Source organism: Anseongella ginsenosidimutans (genome assembly GCF_008033235.1).
Lineage (GTDB): Bacteria > Bacteroidota > Bacteroidia > Sphingobacteriales > Sphingobacteriaceae > Anseongella > Anseongella ginsenosidimutans.
Genome location: NZ_CP042432.1, coordinates 3,184,705 through 3,202,950 on the forward strand (window position 1 = coordinate 3,184,705; position 18,246 = coordinate 3,202,950).

The following is an 18,246-nucleotide window of genomic DNA, read 5'->3' on the forward strand; positions in this document are numbered from 1 at the left end:
TTCTTTTACAAAGACTAACGGTATTAATTTCGATTTGTTTTTTTAAATATCACTTAGAGCTATTAACTCTTTTTCCCTTATTCCCCGCTCTGTTCTCTGTAATGTAACACATTCATTAACAGGATCATGTTCAAAAAACAAAATATACTCATTTTCAACAGCGTTCTCCAGGAATTGTTTTTTCTCCTCAAGGGTAAGCAAGGGGCGGGTATCATAAGCCATTATATACGGTACAGGCAAATGTCCGACGGAAGGGAAAAGATCGGCGCAAAAGGCCAATGTATTACCTTTATAGCGTATTAGCGGCAGCATCATGGATTCTGTATGCCCCTTTACCAGCTGAATACTGATGTTTTCACCAAACTCCTTTCCGTCTTTTACGAATTTCAGCTGGCCGCTTTCCTGAATAGGCAGGATGTTTTCTTTCAAAAATGACGCTTTTTCACGCGCATTCGGTTCTACCGCCCATTTCCAGTGATCTTCATTGCTCCAGTAAATTGCCCTGGGGAAAGCGGGTTCCAGCGCGGTTCCGGCGGCATTGTACTGTATGCTACCCCCGCAATGATCAAAATGCAGGTGCGTTAACAATACATCGGTAATATCGCCGAAGTCGAACCCCGCCTGATGCAGGGACCTTTCGAGGGAAGCCTCGCCATGCCGGTAATAATAGCTGAAAAATTTCTCGCTTTGTTTATCTCCCAGGCCATTGTCTATAAGGATCAGCCGGTTTCCGTCTTCAACAAGCAGGCAGCGGGTGGCCCAGCTGCACATATTATTTGCATCGGGCGGATTGAACTTCTTCCATATCGACTGCGGCACCACGCCGAACATGGCTCCCCCGTCCAGCTTAAAATAACCTGCGTGGATAGTATATAGGTTCATGGGCAATAAAGCTAAGGCATTTATTTTGTTTTCTTAGGGAAAAAATTTACTTTAAAGCCCATTTAAAATATAACCACCTAATATGTCATCTAACAGAAATCGCAGGGCGTTTATCCGGAGGGTTAGCGCCTTATCCCTGCTTGCGGGAGCAGGAGGAGTATTGCCTGCTTCTCTTATCAGCTGCGTTCAGGGAAACAAAAAACAGGGAAGCGCGGCAGAAAGCGACTCCCTCGCCGCAGAAAGCGGAAGCGCCGGGGAGTTATTCTTTAAGATATCCCTGGCAGAATGGTCGCTTCACCGCGCCCTGAGAAAAGGAGACCTTGACAACCTGGGCTTTCCGGCGAAAGCCAAAAATGAATTCGGCATAGATGCCGTGGAATATGTAAACCAGTTCTTCATGGACAAGGCGAAGGATAAAACCTATCTTGGTGAACTGAAAAAACGATGTGATGACCTGGGAGTTACCAGCGTCCGCATCATGATCGATGAAGAAGGCGATCTGGGGAACGTCGATGAGGCAGCGCGTACCAAGGCCCTGGAGAACCATTATAAATGGGTAGAAGCGGCACAATTCCTCGGTTGCACGGACATTCGTGTAAACGCGAGGGGAGAAGGCCCCGCTGAAGAAGTCGCCGCAGCCGCTGCGGACGGACTTGGGAGGCTCAGCACCTTTGCGAAGGATTATAACATCGCCATTATTGTAGAAAACCATGGCGGGTACTCCTCGAACGGGGAATGGCTGGCGGGCGTGATGAAAACAGTGAACGACAGCAATTGCGGTACGCTCCCTGATTTTGGTAATTTTTGCATTGAACGTACTGAGCCCGAAGAAGAAACTATAGAAGCTTACATGGCAACGAAATGCCTGAAAGATTACGACATGTATAAAGGTGTTAAGGAAATGATGCCTTTTGCAAAAGGAGTAAGCGCCAAATCCTATGCCTTTGACAACCAGGGTAAAGAAACGACGATTGACTATCCGAAAATGATGCAGATCGTCAAGGATGCAGGTTATACCAGCTATGTAGGGATTGAATATGAAGGCGTTGGAAACATCAGCGAGGACGAAGGCATCCGCAAAACGCTGGAACTGCTCAAAAAAACAGGCGCAGCTTTGTCCTGACCCGGACGCTGTGCTGCGTTAACTGCCAGTGCCGTACTATTGCAGTAACCTGATACGAAGCATCTACAGTTAACGCAGCACTTATATAATTGCCTGACTAATTTGCCAGAGAAGGGGGAATTTCCTTTACTTTAAGGTCAAGCGGCTCCTTTACGATTTCGTCCATTAAAGCCCGCTGGAGTACCTCATCCATGTCCGAAACATAATGGAACTTCATATCTTTGATATAATGCTGCTTGATCTCCTCGATATCCTTTTTGTTGTTTTTGCAGAGGATCACGTCGGTGATGTCTGCACGGCGCGCAGCCAGGATCTTCTCCTTGATTCCACCTACGGGTAAAACTTTGCCGCGAAGGGTAATTTCGCCCGTCATGGCCAGATGCGGCCGTACCTTTCGCTGGGTAAAAGCGGAAGCCAGGGCGGTGAGCATGGTAATTCCCGCCGAAGGCCCGTCTTTAGGAATGGCACCTGCGGGGATATGGATATGAATGTCCCACTGATCAAACAATTTCGGCTCAATACCGAATTTGCCGGCGTTCGCTTTCAGGTAGGCCAGGGCGATCATGGCCGATTCCTTCATGACATCACCAAGGTTGCCGGTAAGGGTAAGCTTCCCTTTCCCCGGGCTAAGGCTTGACTCGATAAACAGGATGTCGCCGCCAACCGCCGTCCATGCCAGGCCGGTCACGACACCCGCGTGTTCATTATCTTCGTAAAGTTCCTTATCAAAAACCGGGGCCCCAATGATGCTTTCCACGTCCTTTGCGGTCAGGGAAGGCATGTATTCTTCTTCCATGGCCACTTTTTTGGCTGTTCCCCGTACCAGGGTGGCAATCTTCTTTTCAAGTCCGCGTACTCCCGACTCGCGGGTGTATTCTTCGATGACTTTTTCTATGATCTTGGGACTCAGTTTAAACTGGTTGCCTTTGAGTCCGTGTGCTTCGCGCTGCTTGGGAATCAGGTGGCGCCGGGCTATTTCGACTTTCTCCTCAATGGTATAGCCGTTTACCTCGATGATCTCCAGGCGGTCTTTGAGCGCCGGGTGAATGCTGGACGTTGAATTCGCGGTAGCTATGAACAGCACATTTGACAGGTCGAAATCCAATTCAACATAATGGTCGTAGAACGCATTATTTTGTTCCGGATCCAGCACTTCAAGCAAAGCCGAAGAAGGATCGCCCCTGAAATCACTACCCACTTTTTCTATCTCGTCCAGCACAAATACAGGATTAGCAGATTTTACCTTTCGCAGGGATTGGATAATACGGCCGGGCATAGCCCCGATATAGGTACGTCGGTGCCCGCGGATATCCGCCTCATCGTGAATACCTCCCAGCGCCATACGTACGTATTTCCTGCCTACCGCCTTTGCAATGGAACGCCCAAGTGAGGTTTTACCTACACCCGGAGGGCCTACCAGGCAGAGAATAGGGGCCTTCATATTGTTCTTTAATTTCAATACGGCCAGGAATTCAAGAATACGGTCCTTTACCTTTTCCATCCCATAATGGTCCTTGTCCAGGACGCGCTGGGCCCTTTTCAGATCGAAATTATCTTTGGTATATTCATTCCAGGGCAATTCCAACAGAAGTTCGGCATAGTTCAGCACTACCGAATATTCGGCGGCCGCCGGGTTCATACGAAGCAGCTTATCAATTTCTTTATCAAAGGCCTCATGAACTTCCTTGCCCCATTTCTTCTTATTGCCACGCTTCCGGAGGTCCTGTATTTCTGCATCCGGAGTAGAACCGCCCAGTTCTTCCTGAATGGTGCGGAGCTGCTGGTTCAGGAAATACTCCCGCTGCTGCTTATCAATATCGGTGCGCACCTTGGATTGTATCTGGTTCTTCAGTTCAAGCATCTGCAGTTCCTGGCTCAGGTGCTTAAATACCAGTTCGGCGCGTTTCTTCAAATCAGCTATTTCCAGCAACTTTTGCTTTTCTGCCACATCGGCATTCATGTTGGAGGAAATGAAGTTGATAAGGAAAGAGGAATTTTCAATATTCTTGATGGCAATGCCTGCCTCCGTTGGAATATTAGGCGAGGTTTCAATGATCTGCATGGCCAGGTCCTTCACGGAGTTTACCAGCGCACTGAATTCCTTGTCAGTCCTGATCTTTGTTTCGCCAAACGCCGAAACTCTTGCTTTCAGGTATGGTTCCGTCTGTACAACTTCACCCATCTCAAATCGCTTCTTACCCTGAATGATCACCGTGGTATTTCCATCGGGCATCTGGAGCATCTTTAAGATGGCCGCTACCGTACCGATCGTATTAAGTTCATCTACCGAAGGGTCTTCGACGTTCACGTTCTTTTGCGCAACCACTCCAATAATACGATTGCTTTTATAGGCCTCGCGTATCAGTTTAATGGACTTATCACGCCCCACGGTAATGGGAATGATCACTCCTGGAAACAGCACGGTGTTCCGGAGAGGCAGTATGGGCAAAATGTCAGGTATGGGTTCCTTATTGATCTCTTCCTCTTCATCGTTAGACATTAGGGGGAAAAACTCGGTATCTTCCGTTATAAAAAGAGAGGGGATCTGGTCAAAACTATCAAACATATTCAAATTCCGGATTTATTGCCACAATGGCAGTATATAGCTATACATATATACAATCCGAATGTTTCAATAGCCATGCCAATTCTAAAACCTATGGGTATAATGAGAGGTGGCTGTTAAAAAGGCAGAACGCGTTGCAGTATTACACTTACATGGAACAGGCCTTGGATAAGATCATTTCGCGGGACAAAAGTTAATTAAGTCAGCAATCCCCGGCCTGCCGGTCCTCAGCCCGGCCGATGTTGTCAGCACGTATATTGAAGTGTGATTATGCCGGAATTACACCATTTTGCTACTGCTGAAGATCCTGGGAATATTAGGATGGTTCTTTTGTGATGATCCTTATAACACGTATTCGGCTTTGGAACCATACAGCTTTGCCCCCGATTTGCCGGAAATGATTGTCCTTGCATCAATGTCATCCTCTGTTAACTGCTGCATGGTTTCGTAATCCGATTCTTTGCCATCAATCAGGATGAGCGCTTTGTCGCCGTTGATAATAGTGGTTTCGCCGGGTTTTGAAGAATTTAAAGAAATCTGAAAACGTTTCCCTTTTTCAAGGATAATCACTTTTTGGACGGAAACGTTTTGGTCGCTTTTTATGCTATCTGCTTCCCCCGTAAACGATACAACGCGGGGATGTTTCTTTACTTTTTCGCCGGTAAACACGTCCACTTTCGCCGTAGTATCAATTTCTTTTTTATCAGTGCGGTTTTTTGTGTTGATAATAATAACTCCGCTCTTTCCTTTTTCACCATACAGTGCCTGCGCATCTTTGATGATACTCAACGAAAGAATATCGTTGGGCGCCAGTTTCATGACATCCGCAAATTTCCATTCTTTTCGATCTACTATAAAAAGCGCCTTTTTCCAGCCTTCGCTTTTTGATGGGGGGGTTGAAAAGAAACCGCTCGTATCCCCCCTGAGAAAATATCCCCACGCGACCACTTCAGAATCGGCCGGAAGGGTGTCGAGCGGGGAAACAAGCTGTTCGTCATTCATTCGCGGAGGCGCTTCTTTGGCAGGACGGTCTGATATATTAAACGCCAGGGAAATGAGCGCCAGGAATGGCACCAGCACCAGGTATTTTACCAGATGCAGTTCGGAGGAAGGTTTTTTATTCATCATGGTCACTCTGATCTTAAGGTGGGCGAAATTGAAATTGTTGGCAAGCGAGGACACATAAGGGTTTTTACTCACTTTTATCAAATTATATTGGTAGGTTTTGACGTCTGCGCCACTTTGCAGAACCTTTCGGTCGGCCATGAATTCCAGGTTCTCACGAACGGCGTTCATTATTAGCCAGGCTCCGGGATTGAACCAATAAAAAATCCGGTTGAGTTCTCCCGCGAGGACGTCGATGGTATGCCACTCGCTGATATGTACCTTTTCATGTTCAATGATTGAGTCACGTTCTGCAGGGGAGTGCAATACCGGATTCAGGTAGATGCTGCCAAAAAACGAAAATGGATTGATCTTTTCGTTCATGGTTCGGATTACGGGTTTCCCGGCGCCCTGTTTCCTGGACGCAAAATGCAGCCTGGCCAGTGAAAGCAGCTGTATCAGAAACCTGGCGCCCATGACTGCCACCCCCGACCAGAAAACAAATGCAAGTACATTCCATACCGGGTGTGGGCTTTCCGCGGCCACGTTTCCCAGGTCAGGCAGGTAATAGATCGCTTCACCTCCCGCCGCTTAATAAGCCCACTCAGATCAATAAGCGGATAAACCGATGAAAACCCAATCGCAAACAGCAGATAAAAACGGTTCAGGGTATAAAAGGTGAGCCTGCGCAGGCCATAACAATAGGCCAGGTAAAATAGCACAAGAGCAATGTTTACTTTCAGAAGATACAGAAACATGGTTTATTTCTTAGTTGTAATTTCAATAACACCATGTTCGCCTCTTTCCCCGTATTTATCGGTGGCAGACTTGTCTTTCAGCACATCTACACGCAGAATTTCCTCTGCCGGGATCTTCTGCACCGTCTCCGCCGCGGCTGCTTCCCCGTCAACAAGGTAAAGAATATTTCCATTATCCCCGGCAGGAAGGACCTGAACGCCGGCTGCCGACTCAATTTCAACCGATTCAACAGAGTCGGAAGGTGTCATATCAGCCGTAATTGTTTGAACGGCGTTGCCCTTGGTAACGATCAGTATCACGCCGTTTTCGGCTTTCTTTCCAAACATTCCGGTCGCCTTAGCGTCTTTTAAAACAGTAATACTGGCTATCGTATTGGGGTCCATCTCCTCAATTCCGGCTTTTGAGGGCACACCGTCTATGATGAATAAAGGCGCTTTCTGTCCTGCCTTTGTTGTACAGCAATTGATTATTACATCCTTCCTTTCTTTGTCACGCGCCGTGTCATCAATAGTGTCCTTCTTTGCTTCAAACCTTACCTGTTTTACGACCGGGGGAGGAGGAATATTTTTTTCGCTTTCTTTTTTCTTAGCGGTGTCGGCCGGATAAATTTTAACTTCCTTCACTACCGGCGGGGGTGGCGGAAAATTTCCATCGTTAAGTTCGCCGGAAACGGAATGGGTAAGCTCCTTTTCGGGAAGGGTATCACCCGGATGAAGGAATAAGGGCTCGTTAAATTTGACGACTTCAATAAGCGGTTCTTTCAGCTCCGCTTTCGATATATTAAAGGCCAGCGCGCTCGCGGCCACAAAGGGAACCAGTACCAGGTATTTTACAAGGTGTAGTTCCGAAGAAGGTTTCTTATCCATCATGGTGATCCTTATTTTTAAGTGGGAAAAGTTAAAATTATTGGCAAGTGCGGAAGCATAGGGGATGTTGCTGGCCTTCACCAGGCTGTATTGATAGCTTTTGGCGTCTACTCCGCTTCGCAGAACCCGTTGGTCTGTCATAAATTCCAGGTTTTCCCGGATGGCCGTCATTAACAACCAGGCTCCCGGATTGAACCAGTAAAAGATCCGGTTGACTTCCCCGGCGAGAATGTCAGCCGTATGCCATTCCTTCACATGGACCTGTTCATGTTTGACGATGGAAGCCAGTTCTTCCCGGGAATGCAGCAATGGATTCAGGTAAATATTGCGAAAAAAAGAAAAGGGGTTGATTTTTTCTTTCACCATGCGAATGGGATGGCTTTCCAGGGCCTGCCTTTTTGAAGCCAGGTGCAGACGCGCCAGGGAAACGCATTGCGCCAGGAACCTGGCTGCCATGATGACAACACCCGACCAGAATATAAAAGAGAGTACGTTCCATATCTCGAGCGGGCTTTTTGCCGCCATATTTCTAAGGTCCGGCAGGTAATAAATAATGTCACCCGCTGCAGCCTGCCGCGGGCTGATTAAACCACTTAGGTCGATAAGCGGATAAACCGAGGAGAACCCAATGGCAAAAAGCAGGTAGAAGCGGTTCAGGGTATAAAACGTCAGCTTGCGAAGGCCGTACCGGTAAGCCAGGTAGAACAGTGCCAGCGCAATGTTTACTTTCAGGAGGTACAAAAACAGAGGTGTCATGGCATTTATTTTTTCTTTTCGATCATATGAATGATCTCCTTCAATTCTTCCGGGGAAATTTTCTGGTCCTTGGCAAAGAACGTGACCAGTTCCTTGTAGGAATTCTTAAAATAATCTTCTACAAAACCTGACATGAAGGACCGTTTGTACTCAGATTCCGGAAGCGCAGGTTCATACCAGTTGGTATTACCGGCTTTGCGCGCCTTTACATAGCCCTTTTTTTCAAGATTTTTTACTGTGGAAGCCAGGGTAGTGTAGGGAGGTCGGGGTTTTTTCAGCAGTTCCAGGAAATCCTTTATTACGCCGCCGCCTGTTTGCCATATTACTTGCATGGCTTCTTCTTCCTGTAAAGTGAGTTTTGTCATTTATTCTACGATTTATTCGTAAATCTACGAAACATCCGTAGTAACTTCCAAATTTTTTTTAAGTATTTTGAAAAAAAGGAGGAAAGGGTGAATACTTCGTATATTTACTTATCGAACGTCTACCATTGAGTATTCGGATTTTCAAGCAACTATATTTCAGTTGCATTTCGATTCTATTAACAGAAGAAATCATAAACAAAGAGTACCTTGCTTTAAAATAACCTTCAACGGGTACTTAAACAATCCCCGCCGGCGGCTGTTCATTATAGAAAAATTCGCGGATTACGTACCTTAGCAAAAATTTTCAAATGGAGAAAGCCACGGAGCAGCCGAACTTACTTTTTAATGAAAGCCAGCTTTCGGAAGATCTGTATGCTATTGCTTTAAAGGTACAAAACGGGGAACGCCTGACCTTCGATGAAGGCGTTACTCTCTATGAAAAAGGAAGCCTGGGTTACCTGGGTATACTGGCCAATTTCATTCGGGAACGACTGCACGGACATCGTACTTATTTTAACAGGAATTTTCATATTGAGCCTACCAACCTTTGTGTATTCACCTGTAAGTTTTGCTCTTATTCGCGCTTACTTAAACAGGAAAGCGAAGGATGGGTGATGAGTAAAGAGCAGATCTGGCATCTCGTGGACGGATATAAAGATCAGCCCGTGACTGAAGTGCATATCGTGGGCGGAGTACATCCTAAGCAGAACCTCGAATTTTACTGCGAGTTGTTTGAAGGGATCAGAAAGCGCAGGCCGGAACTGCATATCAAAGCGCTTACCCCTGTGGAGATGGAATATATCTTTCGCAAGGCGAAAGTTTCCTACAGCGATGGAATGAAGCGATTAAAAGACGCAGGATTACAATCCATGCCGGGCGGAGGCGCCGAAATTTTTGATGAAGAAATAAGGGAAAAGATCTGCGCCGATAAATGTACCAGCCAGCAATGGCTAGAAATACATGAAGCGGCCCATGAATTGGGGATGAAAACGAATGCCACCATGCTGTACGGACATATTGAGGAGTATCGACACCGGGTAGACCACATGGAACGCCTTCGGCAGCTGCAGGACAAAACCGGGGGATTCCAGGCCTTTATACCCCTTAAATTCAGGAATAAACAGAACGAGATGGCGGATGTCCCGGAGGTTTCCGTCGTGGAAGATCTTCGAAATTATGCGGTGTCCAGGATCTATCTTGATAATTTTCCGCATATAAAATCCTATTGGGCCATGATAGGGCGTTCTACTGCACAACTTTCACTTAATTTCGGAGTGAGTGATATTGACGGCACCATTGACGATACCACGAAGATTTATTCGATGGCTGGCGCGGAGGAACAGCATCCGCGGATGACGACCACCGAGCTGGTAGAACTTATTCGGCAGGTAGGGCGCCGTCCATTGGAACGGGATACCTTATACCACGTGATCCGGGATTATAACACCGGTGAACAGGAAGCCGTCCAGCCGGAGCCGGACCGCCTGTCGCTCAATTAACGCATGGAAGACTTGAAGACCTTTTATATTATCCGACACGGAGAAACAGATTATAACCGGATGGGCATTGTGCAGGGGCGGGGAGTGGATACAGACCTGAATGAGACCGGACGGATGCAGGCGCAGCGTTTCTATGAAGCCTACTCGGACGTGGCCTTTGATAAGATCTACACCTCCAAATTAAAACGAACGCATCAGACGGTCCAGCTTTTTATTGACCGGGGTATTGCCTGGGAACAGCTTCCGGGACTGGATGAACTGGACTGGGGCAATAACGAAGGCCAGGACGCTGGTTCTGATACGATGAAGGAATTTTATAATGTAGCGGAACAATGGGCCCGGGGCGCATACGAAGTAGCCATACCGGGAGGGGAGAGCGCGCTGGATGTTGCCGCCAGGCAGGAAGAGGCGCTTCAGCATATGCTTTCCCGGGAAAATGAAAAAACCGTATTGGTTTGTATGCATGGGCGGGCTATGCGCATCTTGATGTGCCGGCTTACCGGCAGCGAGCTGAGCGAAATGGACCGTTTTCCGCACCAGAACCTCTCCCTGTACAAGTTAAGCTTTGACGGGCAGGGCTTTGAGGTGCTTGATTTTAATGATTTAGCGCATCTTTATGAGTAAAATACGCATTTCAGCCGTTTCCTATACGAATACAACACCTTTCGTCTACGGGATAAGGCGGGATAAGGCTTTATTGGAAAAAATAGAGTTTATGCTCGATATCCCGGCGGACTGCGCCCGGAAATTAAAGGAAGACCGGGCGGATATAGGGCTTGTTCCCGTAGCAGTATTGCCTGAGCTTCCGTATTATGAGCTGGTTGCAGATTATTGTATCGGAGCAGTAGGAGAGGTCAATTCTGTTTTCCTGTTCAGCCGGAAACCGCTCGAAGAAATCCGTTTTATTCGCACTGATAATCATTCCCGTACATCTAATTTACTGGCCCGGATACTGGCTTCCCGTTATTGGAAAATCGATGCATCGTTTGGGAACTTTGCCGATGAAGACGCTTTTGTGCTTATCGGAGACCGTACGTTCGGGTTGAAAAAAGAATATCCTTACGTGTATGACCTGGCGGCCGAATGGATCCGGTTCACGGGCCTGCCATTCGTTTTCGCAGTATGGGCAGCCAATAAACCGGTAGACCCCGTGTTCAGGGAAGAATTCAACAGGGCGCTGGAATACGGCGTCACCCATCGAAAGGAATTGCTGAAAGAGCTTCCGCAGGTAAAGGGCTTTGACCTTGAAGAATATTTGATGAAGCACCTGAGTTTTGAACTGGACGCCAGGAAGAAGGAGGGACTCAGCCTTTTTCTGCAGCACGTGCAGGAAATTTTACTTGGAAGTAAGGAAAACAATACACATATTTGCAGTAATGCAACAGGTAGTGATCTATAAAAGCTGGTGGCGGCGTTTTTTTTTTACGCGGGCGCCGGTATGAAGGGTGAATAACTTCGATTACTATCTGAAAGAAATTCAAGAGGGTTGCCCATTCAGCAGCCCTTTTTTTATTGGTATGCTCCGGAGGGGAGTTTTCATTTTAAGATATGAAAGAAATTCTGCGCCATTTATTTGAACATCGTAACCTGAACAGAGAGGAAGCCAGGCGGGTACTGGTGGAGATTTCGAGCGGAAAGCATAATCATTCCCAGATCGCCGCATTTATGACCGTATACTGTATGCGCAGCATTACGGTAGAGGAACTCGGAGGTTTCAGGGATGCCATGCTGGAGCTGTGCCTTCGGGCCGACCTGAGTGAGTACGAAGGGATTGATATTGTAGGGACCGGAGGCGACGGTAAAAACACCTTTAATATTTCTACGCTGACTTCATTTGTTGTGGCTGGCGCCGGCTACCACGTGACCAAGCATGGAAATTATGGAGTCAGCTCTGTTTCCGGCTCATCCAATGTACTGGAAAAACTAGGCTATACTTTTTCCAATGATATTGACCGGTTAAGGAGCGACCTGGACAAATCAGGGATTTGCTTCCTGCACGCGCCCCTTTTTCATCCTTCTATGAAGAATGTAGGCCCCATCAGGAAGGAACTGGGAATAAAGACATTTTTCAATATGCTGGGCCCCCTGGCCAATCCTTCCTTTCCAAAACACCAATTCCTTGGAGTGCTGAACCTGGAACTGGCACGCCTGTACAACTACATTAATCAGCATCACGATATAAACTACGCCATTATTCATGCCCTGGACGGGTATGATGAAATATCGCTGACTGGCCCTTTTAAAATGTACTCCAATTCCGGTGAAGCGGTTTATCAACCGTCCGACCTGGGATTGAGCGCCGTAAAGGCATCAGCCATTTACGGGGGGGATTCCATTGATGCGGCCGCGGCCATGTTCCGCCGGATCCTTGAAGGAGAAGGGACGGAAGAACAGGAAAATGTGGTCATCGCCAACGCGGCCATGGCCATCCGTTTAATTGAAAAAGAAAAAAGCATTGCTGATTGCGTGGCAGCGGCAGCCGAAAGCCTGCGCTCCGGGAAAGCGCGTGAAGTTCTTAAAAAATTAGTTTCCTGAGATGCCTTTGAAAATTAAAATATGCGGCATGCGGGGAGCGGAAAACATCCGCGAAGCGGCTATTCTCCGTCCGGACTATATGGGTTTTATTTATTACCGGAAATCCCCGCGTTACGTGGGCGATAATTTCAAGCCGGTATGGGGCCCGGAAATGGAAGGGGTCCGGAAGACGGCCGTCTTTGTTAATGAACCGCTTGAATCGGTTCAGGAAATCGTTAACTGCCTGCAATTTGAAGCCGTGCAATTACATGGCGAAGAATCGCCGGCTTACTGCGGGGAGTTAAAGCAGGCAGGCATGGAAGTACTAAAAGCCTTTGGTATAGCTCCGGGCTTTGATTTCCGGCAGCTGGAAGCCTATGAACAGGTTGCGGATTTTTTTTTATTTGATGCAAAGACCAGCGCCTACGGCGGAAGCGGAAAAAGCTTTGCCTGGGAGCAACTCATGGAATACACTGGTTCCAAACCTTTCTTTTTAAGCGGAGGGCTCGATACGGATAACGTGAAGCTAGCGGTGGACGCGGCCGCCGAGCTGCCCTTATATGCACTGGACCTGAACAGCCGGTTTGAATCGGCGCCGGGAGTAAAGAATATTCAAAAATTAACGGAAGCGATCAGATTGATAAAACAACCTTAAAAAATGAAGCTAGAAAATAAATACGGAGTGGATGAGCGAGGGTATTACGGGCGGTTCGGCGGAGCTTATATTCCCGAAATGCTTTATCCAAATATCCGGGAACTCCGGGAAAATTACCTGCAGATCATTAATGAAACGGGGTTTCGGAAAGAATTTGAAAACCTTTTGTCCGACTATGTAGGGCGCCCGACACCGCTTTACCTGGCACAGCGCCTGAGCGAACATTACGGGACCAGCATTTACCTGAAACGGGAAGACCTGAATCATACCGGCGCCCATAAGATCAATAATACCATCGGGCAGATACTGCTTGCGGAAAAACTCGGAAAGAAGCGGATCATCGCCGAAACCGGGGCCGGCCAGCACGGGGTGGCCACTGCTACGGTTTGCGCGCTGCGCGGCCTGGAATGCGTAGTATATATGGGAGAAATCGATATGCAGCGGCAGGCTCCCAATGTCGCCAGGATGAAAATGCTTGGGGCAGAAGTGGTTCCCGCCACCTGCGGAAGCAAGACCCTGAAAGACGCCACAAACGAGGCGCTTCGGGACTGGATAAATAATCCGGTGGATACGCACTACATTATAGGCTCGGTTGTGGGGCCGCATCCTTATCCCGATATGGTGGCCCGTTTCCAATCGGTGATCAGCCGGGAAATCAGGCAGCAACTGCTTGATAAGACCGGAAGTGAACTACCTGACCATATCATTGCCTGCGTAGGTGGGGGAAGCAACGCTATGGGCGCTTTCTATCACTTCCTGGATGAGGAGCAGGTAAAACTGACCGGCGTGGAAGCAGGCGGCGAAGGCGTCAATTCCGGAAAATCGGCGGCCACTACGGTGCTGGGAAAGGACGGGATCATTCACGGGAGCCGCTCCCTGCTGATGCAAACAGAGGACGGCCAGATCGTAGAGCCCCATTCCGTTTCCGCCGGGCTGGATTATCCCGGCATCGGGCCCCAGCACGCCCACCTGCACGATACCGGCCGGGTTAAGTTCGTGAACATCACCGACAGGGAAGCGATGGAGGCAGGTTTGCTGCTTTGCAAACTGGAAGGAATTATTCCGGCGATAGAATCATCGCATGCCCTTGCATGGCTCGAAAAAATGGAATTCAGGGACAGCGAATCCATTGTGATCTCACTGTCGGGCAGGGGAGATAAAGACCTTCAAACCTATATTGACTATTTTAAATTATGAACCGCATCACTGAACTTTTCAAGAAAAAATCCGGACCGGTCCTCTCCATCTACTACACGGCCGGGTATCCCGGTCTCAACGATACGCTGCTGATCGCCAAAAGCCTGGAAGAAGCCGGCGCTGATATGCTGGAAATTGGTTTCCCTTTTTCAGATCCTCTCGCGGACGGTCCCGTAATACAGCATAGTAGTGAAGTGGCTTTAAAGAATGGCATGAGCCTCCGGGCGCTTTTCGGCCAGCTGAAGGCCTTGCGGGAAGAAGTGAATATACCGGTGCTGCTGATGGGTTACCTGAACCCGGTGATTCAATACGGGATGGAAAAGTTTTGCGCTTCCTGTGAGGAATGCGGTATTGACGGACTGATACTTCCCGATCTGCCAATGGCCGAATACGAAGAAACCTACCAGGAATTGTTCCGGAGCCATCACCTCAGCAATATTTTCCTGGTGACCCCTGAAAGCAGCGAGGAGCGTATCCGGAAAATTGATGGCCTTAGCGAAGGTTTTGTTTACGCCTTGTCCTCCTCTTCAACTACGGGAAAAAATATGGCATCTTCGGACCGCACCGAAGCTTATTTTGAGAAGCTGCGTTCCCTTGAACTGCGGAATCCGTTGATGATAGGTTTTGGGGTAAGCGACCGGGAAAGTTTTCAAAAAGTAGTATCTTACGCCCGGGGAGCGATTATTGGCAGTGCATTTATCCGCCTGCTCGAGAAAGAAGGAGCTGGCGCTGAGGCCATTCACGGCTTTGTCAGGTCCGTGCTTGGCCGCTGATTTCCGCTCCCACTTCAAGGCAAAATTATACTAAATGGCGACAACAACCCCTAAATCCGTTATTTTAAAACCCTTTCTCAAATTCCTTCGCACGGAGCAGGCTTCCGGCGTGATCCTGATCTGCTGCACGGTGTTTTCGATTATCATGGCCAATAGCGGAGCGGGTGAAGGCTACCTGGAATTCTGGGAAACGCATATCGGAATTTACGCGGGCGCTTTCAGCCTGGACCATTCCATCCTGCACTGGATCAACGACGGCCTTATGGCTATCTTTTTCCTGGTTGTTGGAATGGAGATAAAACGGGAGGTTGCCCAGGGGGAACTTTCCTCCTTTAAAAAAGCGTTATTGCCGGTAATAGCAGCGCTGGGAGGGATGCTTGTGCCGGCATTGCTGTATGTACTGTTCAACAGCGGGGGCGCGTACCAGCACGGCTGGGGAATTCCGATGGCTACCGATATCGCCTTTGCCCTGGGTGTTTTATCGCTTCTCGGCGGAAGGGCCCCCATGAGCCTGAAAGTTTTTTTAATGGCGCTTGCGGTAATTGATGACCTGGGCGCCATCCTGGTAATTGCCATATTCTACAACCAGGGAGTCGTCCTGCCTAATCTTATCATTGCCCTGGGCATATTCGTCCTCTTACTGATCCTTAACCGGCTGAAAGTCACCAGCCGGATTCCATATTTGCTGGGAGGAATTGTCATGTGGTATTTTATGCATTCTTCCGGTATTCATGCCACTATTGCCGGCGTTCTGCTGGCCTTTACCATTCCCATGAAATCAGCCGATCCGGGCTATTCTCCCCTGGTAGAGCTGGAAGGCAACCTGCATAGTTTTTCTTCCTTTTTTATTATGCCTTTGTTTGCGCTTGCCAATACTGCCATTGTGATCAGCGGGGATCTCGGTGAAATTTTCGGAAGCGATTTGAATCATGGCATCATGGCCGGGCTCGTTTTCGGGAAAGTGATTGGCATTGTTGGTTTTACTTACCTGGCGGCAAAGACCGGCATCGCGGTGTTACCTTCAAAAGCCACCTTTGGAAAAATGGCCGGGCTTGGTTTCCTGGGTGGAATAGGTTTTACTATGTCCATATTTATTTCCGTCCTTGCGTTTACGGAACCTGAATTTCAAACGGAAGCAAAAGTATCCATACTGGCAGCCTCCCTCATCTCCGGCCTCCTCGGCTTTTTCATACTAAAAAATGCGAGCGCCGGGTCAGAAGAATAATTCCGCATGTAAAAGACGGAATAGACTAAAGGAAGACGGAAGGATCTCCTTTTCCACGCCGCAGCACTTCTACTTCCCCGGAAGTGAAGTCGATCACCGTAGAAGCTTCATTTCCGCCGTAGCCGCCGTCAATAACCATATCCACCAGCGATGCATACTTTTCGTAGATAAGTTCAGGATCGGTGGAATACTCGATTATTTCATCGTCGTCGCGAATGGATGTGGAAATGACCGGGTTTCCCAACCCTTCCACAATGCAGCGGGCAATCTTATTATCCGGAACGCGGATACCGACCGTCTTCTTTTTATTGTTTAACAGTTTGGGCACCTGGTTATTGGCATTCAAAATAAATGTAAAGGGGCCCGGCAGCACTTTTTTCAGTATCCTGAAAGTGCTGTTGTCTATGGGTTTACAATAATCTGCCAGGTGACGCAGGTCCTGGCAGATAAAAGAGAGCTGTGCCTTTTCCGGCCGGACGCCTTTAATGCGGCATACCCGTTCAATGGCCTTCTGGTTGGTGATATCGCAACCCAGGCCATAGACGGTATCGGTAGGATAAATGATCACCCCGCCCTTTTTCAGGCATTCAACAACGGTGTCAATATGCCGCTCGGGCGGGTTCTCCGGATGGATCTTTATAAGCATTGTTCTGCGCGTTTAAACGCCTGCAGAAGCACTAGTGTTGCGATCCACTAATTTTTTAAAACTTCCGTAACAAGGTCAGCGGCTTCCTGGAGCGCAATGGCCGAGTAAACCTGGAGGCCGGACTCGTCAATCAGTTTCTTTGCTTCTTCGGCGTTAGTTCCCTGTAAACGGACAATAATAGGTACTTTAATATCGCCAATGTTCTGGTAAGCGTCAATTACGCCCTGGGCGACCCGGTCACAGCGAACTATCCCTCCGAAAATATTGATCAGGATCGCCTTTACGTTAGGATCCTGCAGGATAATATGAAAAGCAGCTTCCACCGTTTTCGCGCTGGCCGTTCCTCCTACGTCCAGGAAGTTAGCAGGTTCACCACCGGCAAGCTTGATGATATCCATGGTTGCCATGGCAAGGCCTGCACCGTTTACCATACATCCCACGTTACCGTCCAGCTTCACGTAATTAAGGTTGGATTTTCCCGCTTCCACTTCTGTGGGGTCCTCTTCCGCCAGGTCACGCATGGCCGCATAGTCAGGATGACGATACAATGCATTATCATCCAGGTTGACCTTGGCGTCCACCGCCATTATTTTATCATCGGAGGTTTTCAGTACCGGGTTTATCTCGAAAAGGGAAGAGTCGGTTCCTTCATAAGCCTTGTACAGGGCGCTTACAAATTTTACCATTTCTTTAAAGGCAGCGCCTTCCAACCCGAAATTAAAGGCAACCTTGCGGGCCTGAAAAGCCTGCAGTCCTACTTTGGGATCCACTTCTTCTTTAAATATCTTATCGGGTGTTTTGGCGGCCACTTCTTCAATGTCCATTCCGCCTTCGGGCGAATACATGATAATATTGCGGCCGGTAGCGCGGTCCAGCAGCACGCTCATGTAAAACTCCTTATGTTCACTGGCTCCCGGGTAATACACATCCTGGGCGATCAGTACCTTATTTACTTTCTTGCCTTCGGGGCCGGTCTGGGGAGTTACCAACTGCATGCCAATGATCTTTGCAGCCTTTTCCTGCACTTCTTCCAGGGACTTGGCAAGCTTCACTCCACCTCCTTTTCCTCTTCCTCCGGCATGGATTTGCGCCTTCACTACCCACCAGCCGGTGCCGGTCTGTTCTTTTAAGGTGCTTGCCGCTTCAACTGCTTGTTCCGGAGTTTCCGCTACGATGCCTTCCTGGACGCGTACTCCGAAGCTTTTGAGAATTTCTTTACCCTGGTATTCGTGTATGTTCATTATAAAATGGAGAGTTTAAAAATTTACATCTGTCCGCTGTGCTGCCGTACCCGGCGCGAGCGCTTCAAAAGTAAG

Annotated in this window: 16 protein-coding genes; 9 read left to right on the forward strand and 7 right to left on the reverse strand. The window is 48.3% G+C overall.

Going from position 1 to position 18,246, the window contains the following annotated elements:
- Positions 1 to 42: 42 nt before the first annotated feature.
- Positions 43 to 882 carry an MBL fold metallo-hydrolase gene (locus FRZ59_RS13230; RefSeq protein ID WP_132128917.1) on the reverse strand — a complete coding sequence of 280 codons (840 nt, stop codon included), beginning with the start codon at positions 880 to 882 and terminating at the stop codon, positions 43 to 45.
- A gap of 82 nt (positions 883 to 964) precedes the next feature.
- On the opposite strand from FRZ59_RS13230, the gene FRZ59_RS13235 reads away from it, so the two are divergent.
- Complete coding sequence (locus tag FRZ59_RS13235; protein ID WP_132128918.1) at positions 965 to 2,005, forward strand: sugar phosphate isomerase/epimerase family protein; 1,041 nt, start codon at positions 965 to 967, stop codon at positions 2,003 to 2,005.
- A 97-nt stretch (positions 2,006 to 2,102) separates the two neighbouring features.
- Here the strand turns inward: FRZ59_RS13235 and lon are convergent, their stop codons facing one another.
- The 4 genes from lon to FRZ59_RS13255 all read right to left on the reverse strand — a co-directional run bounded on the left by lon (position 2,103) and on the right by FRZ59_RS13255 (position 8,421).
- The gene (lon, locus tag FRZ59_RS13240; RefSeq protein WP_225975062.1) at positions 2,103 to 4,571 is read right to left on the reverse strand and encodes an endopeptidase La; all 2,469 of its coding nucleotides are present in this window, start codon (positions 4,569 to 4,571) and stop codon (positions 2,103 to 2,105) included.
- A gap of 342 nt (positions 4,572 to 4,913) precedes the next feature.
- Entirely contained in the window at positions 4,914 to 6,221 is a 1,308-nt protein-coding gene (locus FRZ59_RS13245) for a M56 family metallopeptidase (RefSeq protein ID WP_132128919.1), read from the reverse strand.
- A gap of 215 nt (positions 6,222 to 6,436) precedes the next feature.
- Positions 6,437 to 8,056: a M56 family metallopeptidase gene (locus tag FRZ59_RS13250; protein ID WP_132128920.1), complete on the reverse strand. Its 1,620-nt coding sequence runs from the start codon at positions 8,054 to 8,056 to the stop codon at positions 6,437 to 6,439.
- 5 nt (positions 8,057 to 8,061) lie between these two features.
- Positions 8,062 to 8,421 carry a BlaI/MecI/CopY family transcriptional regulator gene (locus FRZ59_RS13255; protein ID WP_132128921.1) on the reverse strand — a complete coding sequence of 120 codons (360 nt, stop codon included), beginning with the start codon at positions 8,419 to 8,421 and terminating at the stop codon, positions 8,062 to 8,064.
- A 308-nt stretch (positions 8,422 to 8,729) separates the two neighbouring features.
- On the opposite strand from FRZ59_RS13255, the gene mqnE reads away from it, so the two are divergent.
- The 8 genes from mqnE to nhaA all read left to right on the forward strand — a co-directional run bounded on the left by mqnE (position 8,730) and on the right by nhaA (position 16,284).
- Positions 8,730 to 9,920, forward strand: a complete 1,191-nt coding sequence (mqnE, locus tag FRZ59_RS13260) for an aminofutalosine synthase MqnE (protein ID WP_132128922.1) — start codon at positions 8,730 to 8,732, stop codon at positions 9,918 to 9,920.
- Between the two features lie 3 nt (positions 9,921 to 9,923).
- Positions 9,924 to 10,544 (forward strand): histidine phosphatase family protein, encoded by a 621-nt coding sequence (locus tag FRZ59_RS13265; protein WP_132128923.1) that lies wholly within the window; start codon positions 9,924 to 9,926, stop codon positions 10,542 to 10,544.
- A complete protein-coding gene (locus FRZ59_RS13270; RefSeq protein ID WP_132128924.1) occupies positions 10,537 to 11,319 on the forward strand; it encodes a menaquinone biosynthetic enzyme MqnA/MqnD family protein in 783 nt (260 codons plus the stop codon). Before FRZ59_RS13265 ends, FRZ59_RS13270 begins: the two co-directional genes overlap by 8 nt.
- A 149-nt stretch (positions 11,320 to 11,468) precedes the next feature.
- Positions 11,469 to 12,455 carry an anthranilate phosphoribosyltransferase gene (trpD, locus tag FRZ59_RS13275; protein ID WP_132128925.1) on the forward strand — a complete coding sequence of 329 codons (987 nt, stop codon included), beginning with the start codon at positions 11,469 to 11,471 and terminating at the stop codon, positions 12,453 to 12,455.
- Position 12,456: 1 nt separating this feature from the next.
- Positions 12,457 to 13,089: a phosphoribosylanthranilate isomerase gene (locus tag FRZ59_RS13280; RefSeq protein WP_132128926.1), complete on the forward strand. Its 633-nt coding sequence runs from the start codon at positions 12,457 to 12,459 to the stop codon at positions 13,087 to 13,089.
- Between the two features lie 3 nt (positions 13,090 to 13,092).
- Entirely contained in the window at positions 13,093 to 14,286 is a 1,194-nt protein-coding gene (gene trpB, locus FRZ59_RS13285) for a tryptophan synthase subunit beta (protein ID WP_132128927.1), read from the forward strand.
- A complete protein-coding gene (gene trpA / locus FRZ59_RS13290) occupies positions 14,283 to 15,059 on the forward strand; it encodes a tryptophan synthase subunit alpha (RefSeq protein WP_132128928.1) in 777 nt (258 codons plus the stop codon). Before trpB ends, trpA begins: the two co-directional genes overlap by 4 nt.
- 34 nt (positions 15,060 to 15,093) lie before the next feature.
- Complete coding sequence (gene nhaA / locus FRZ59_RS13295) at positions 15,094 to 16,284, forward strand: Na+/H+ antiporter NhaA (protein ID WP_132128929.1); 1,191 nt, start codon at positions 15,094 to 15,096, stop codon at positions 16,282 to 16,284.
- A gap of 25 nt (positions 16,285 to 16,309) precedes the next feature.
- Here the strand turns inward: nhaA and FRZ59_RS13300 are convergent, their stop codons facing one another.
- Together FRZ59_RS13300 and sucC are read right to left on the reverse strand one after the other, a co-directional pair.
- Positions 16,310 to 16,930, reverse strand: coding sequence for an L-threonylcarbamoyladenylate synthase (locus tag FRZ59_RS13300; protein ID WP_132128930.1), 621 nt, complete (start codon positions 16,928 to 16,930; stop codon positions 16,310 to 16,312).
- A 47-nt stretch (positions 16,931 to 16,977) separates the two neighbouring features.
- On the reverse strand, positions 16,978 to 18,171 hold the full coding sequence (gene sucC / locus FRZ59_RS13305; RefSeq protein ID WP_132128931.1) for an ADP-forming succinate--CoA ligase subunit beta: 1,194 nt from the start codon (positions 18,169 to 18,171) through the stop codon (positions 16,978 to 16,980).
- Between the last annotated feature and the right edge of the window lie 75 nt (positions 18,172 to 18,246).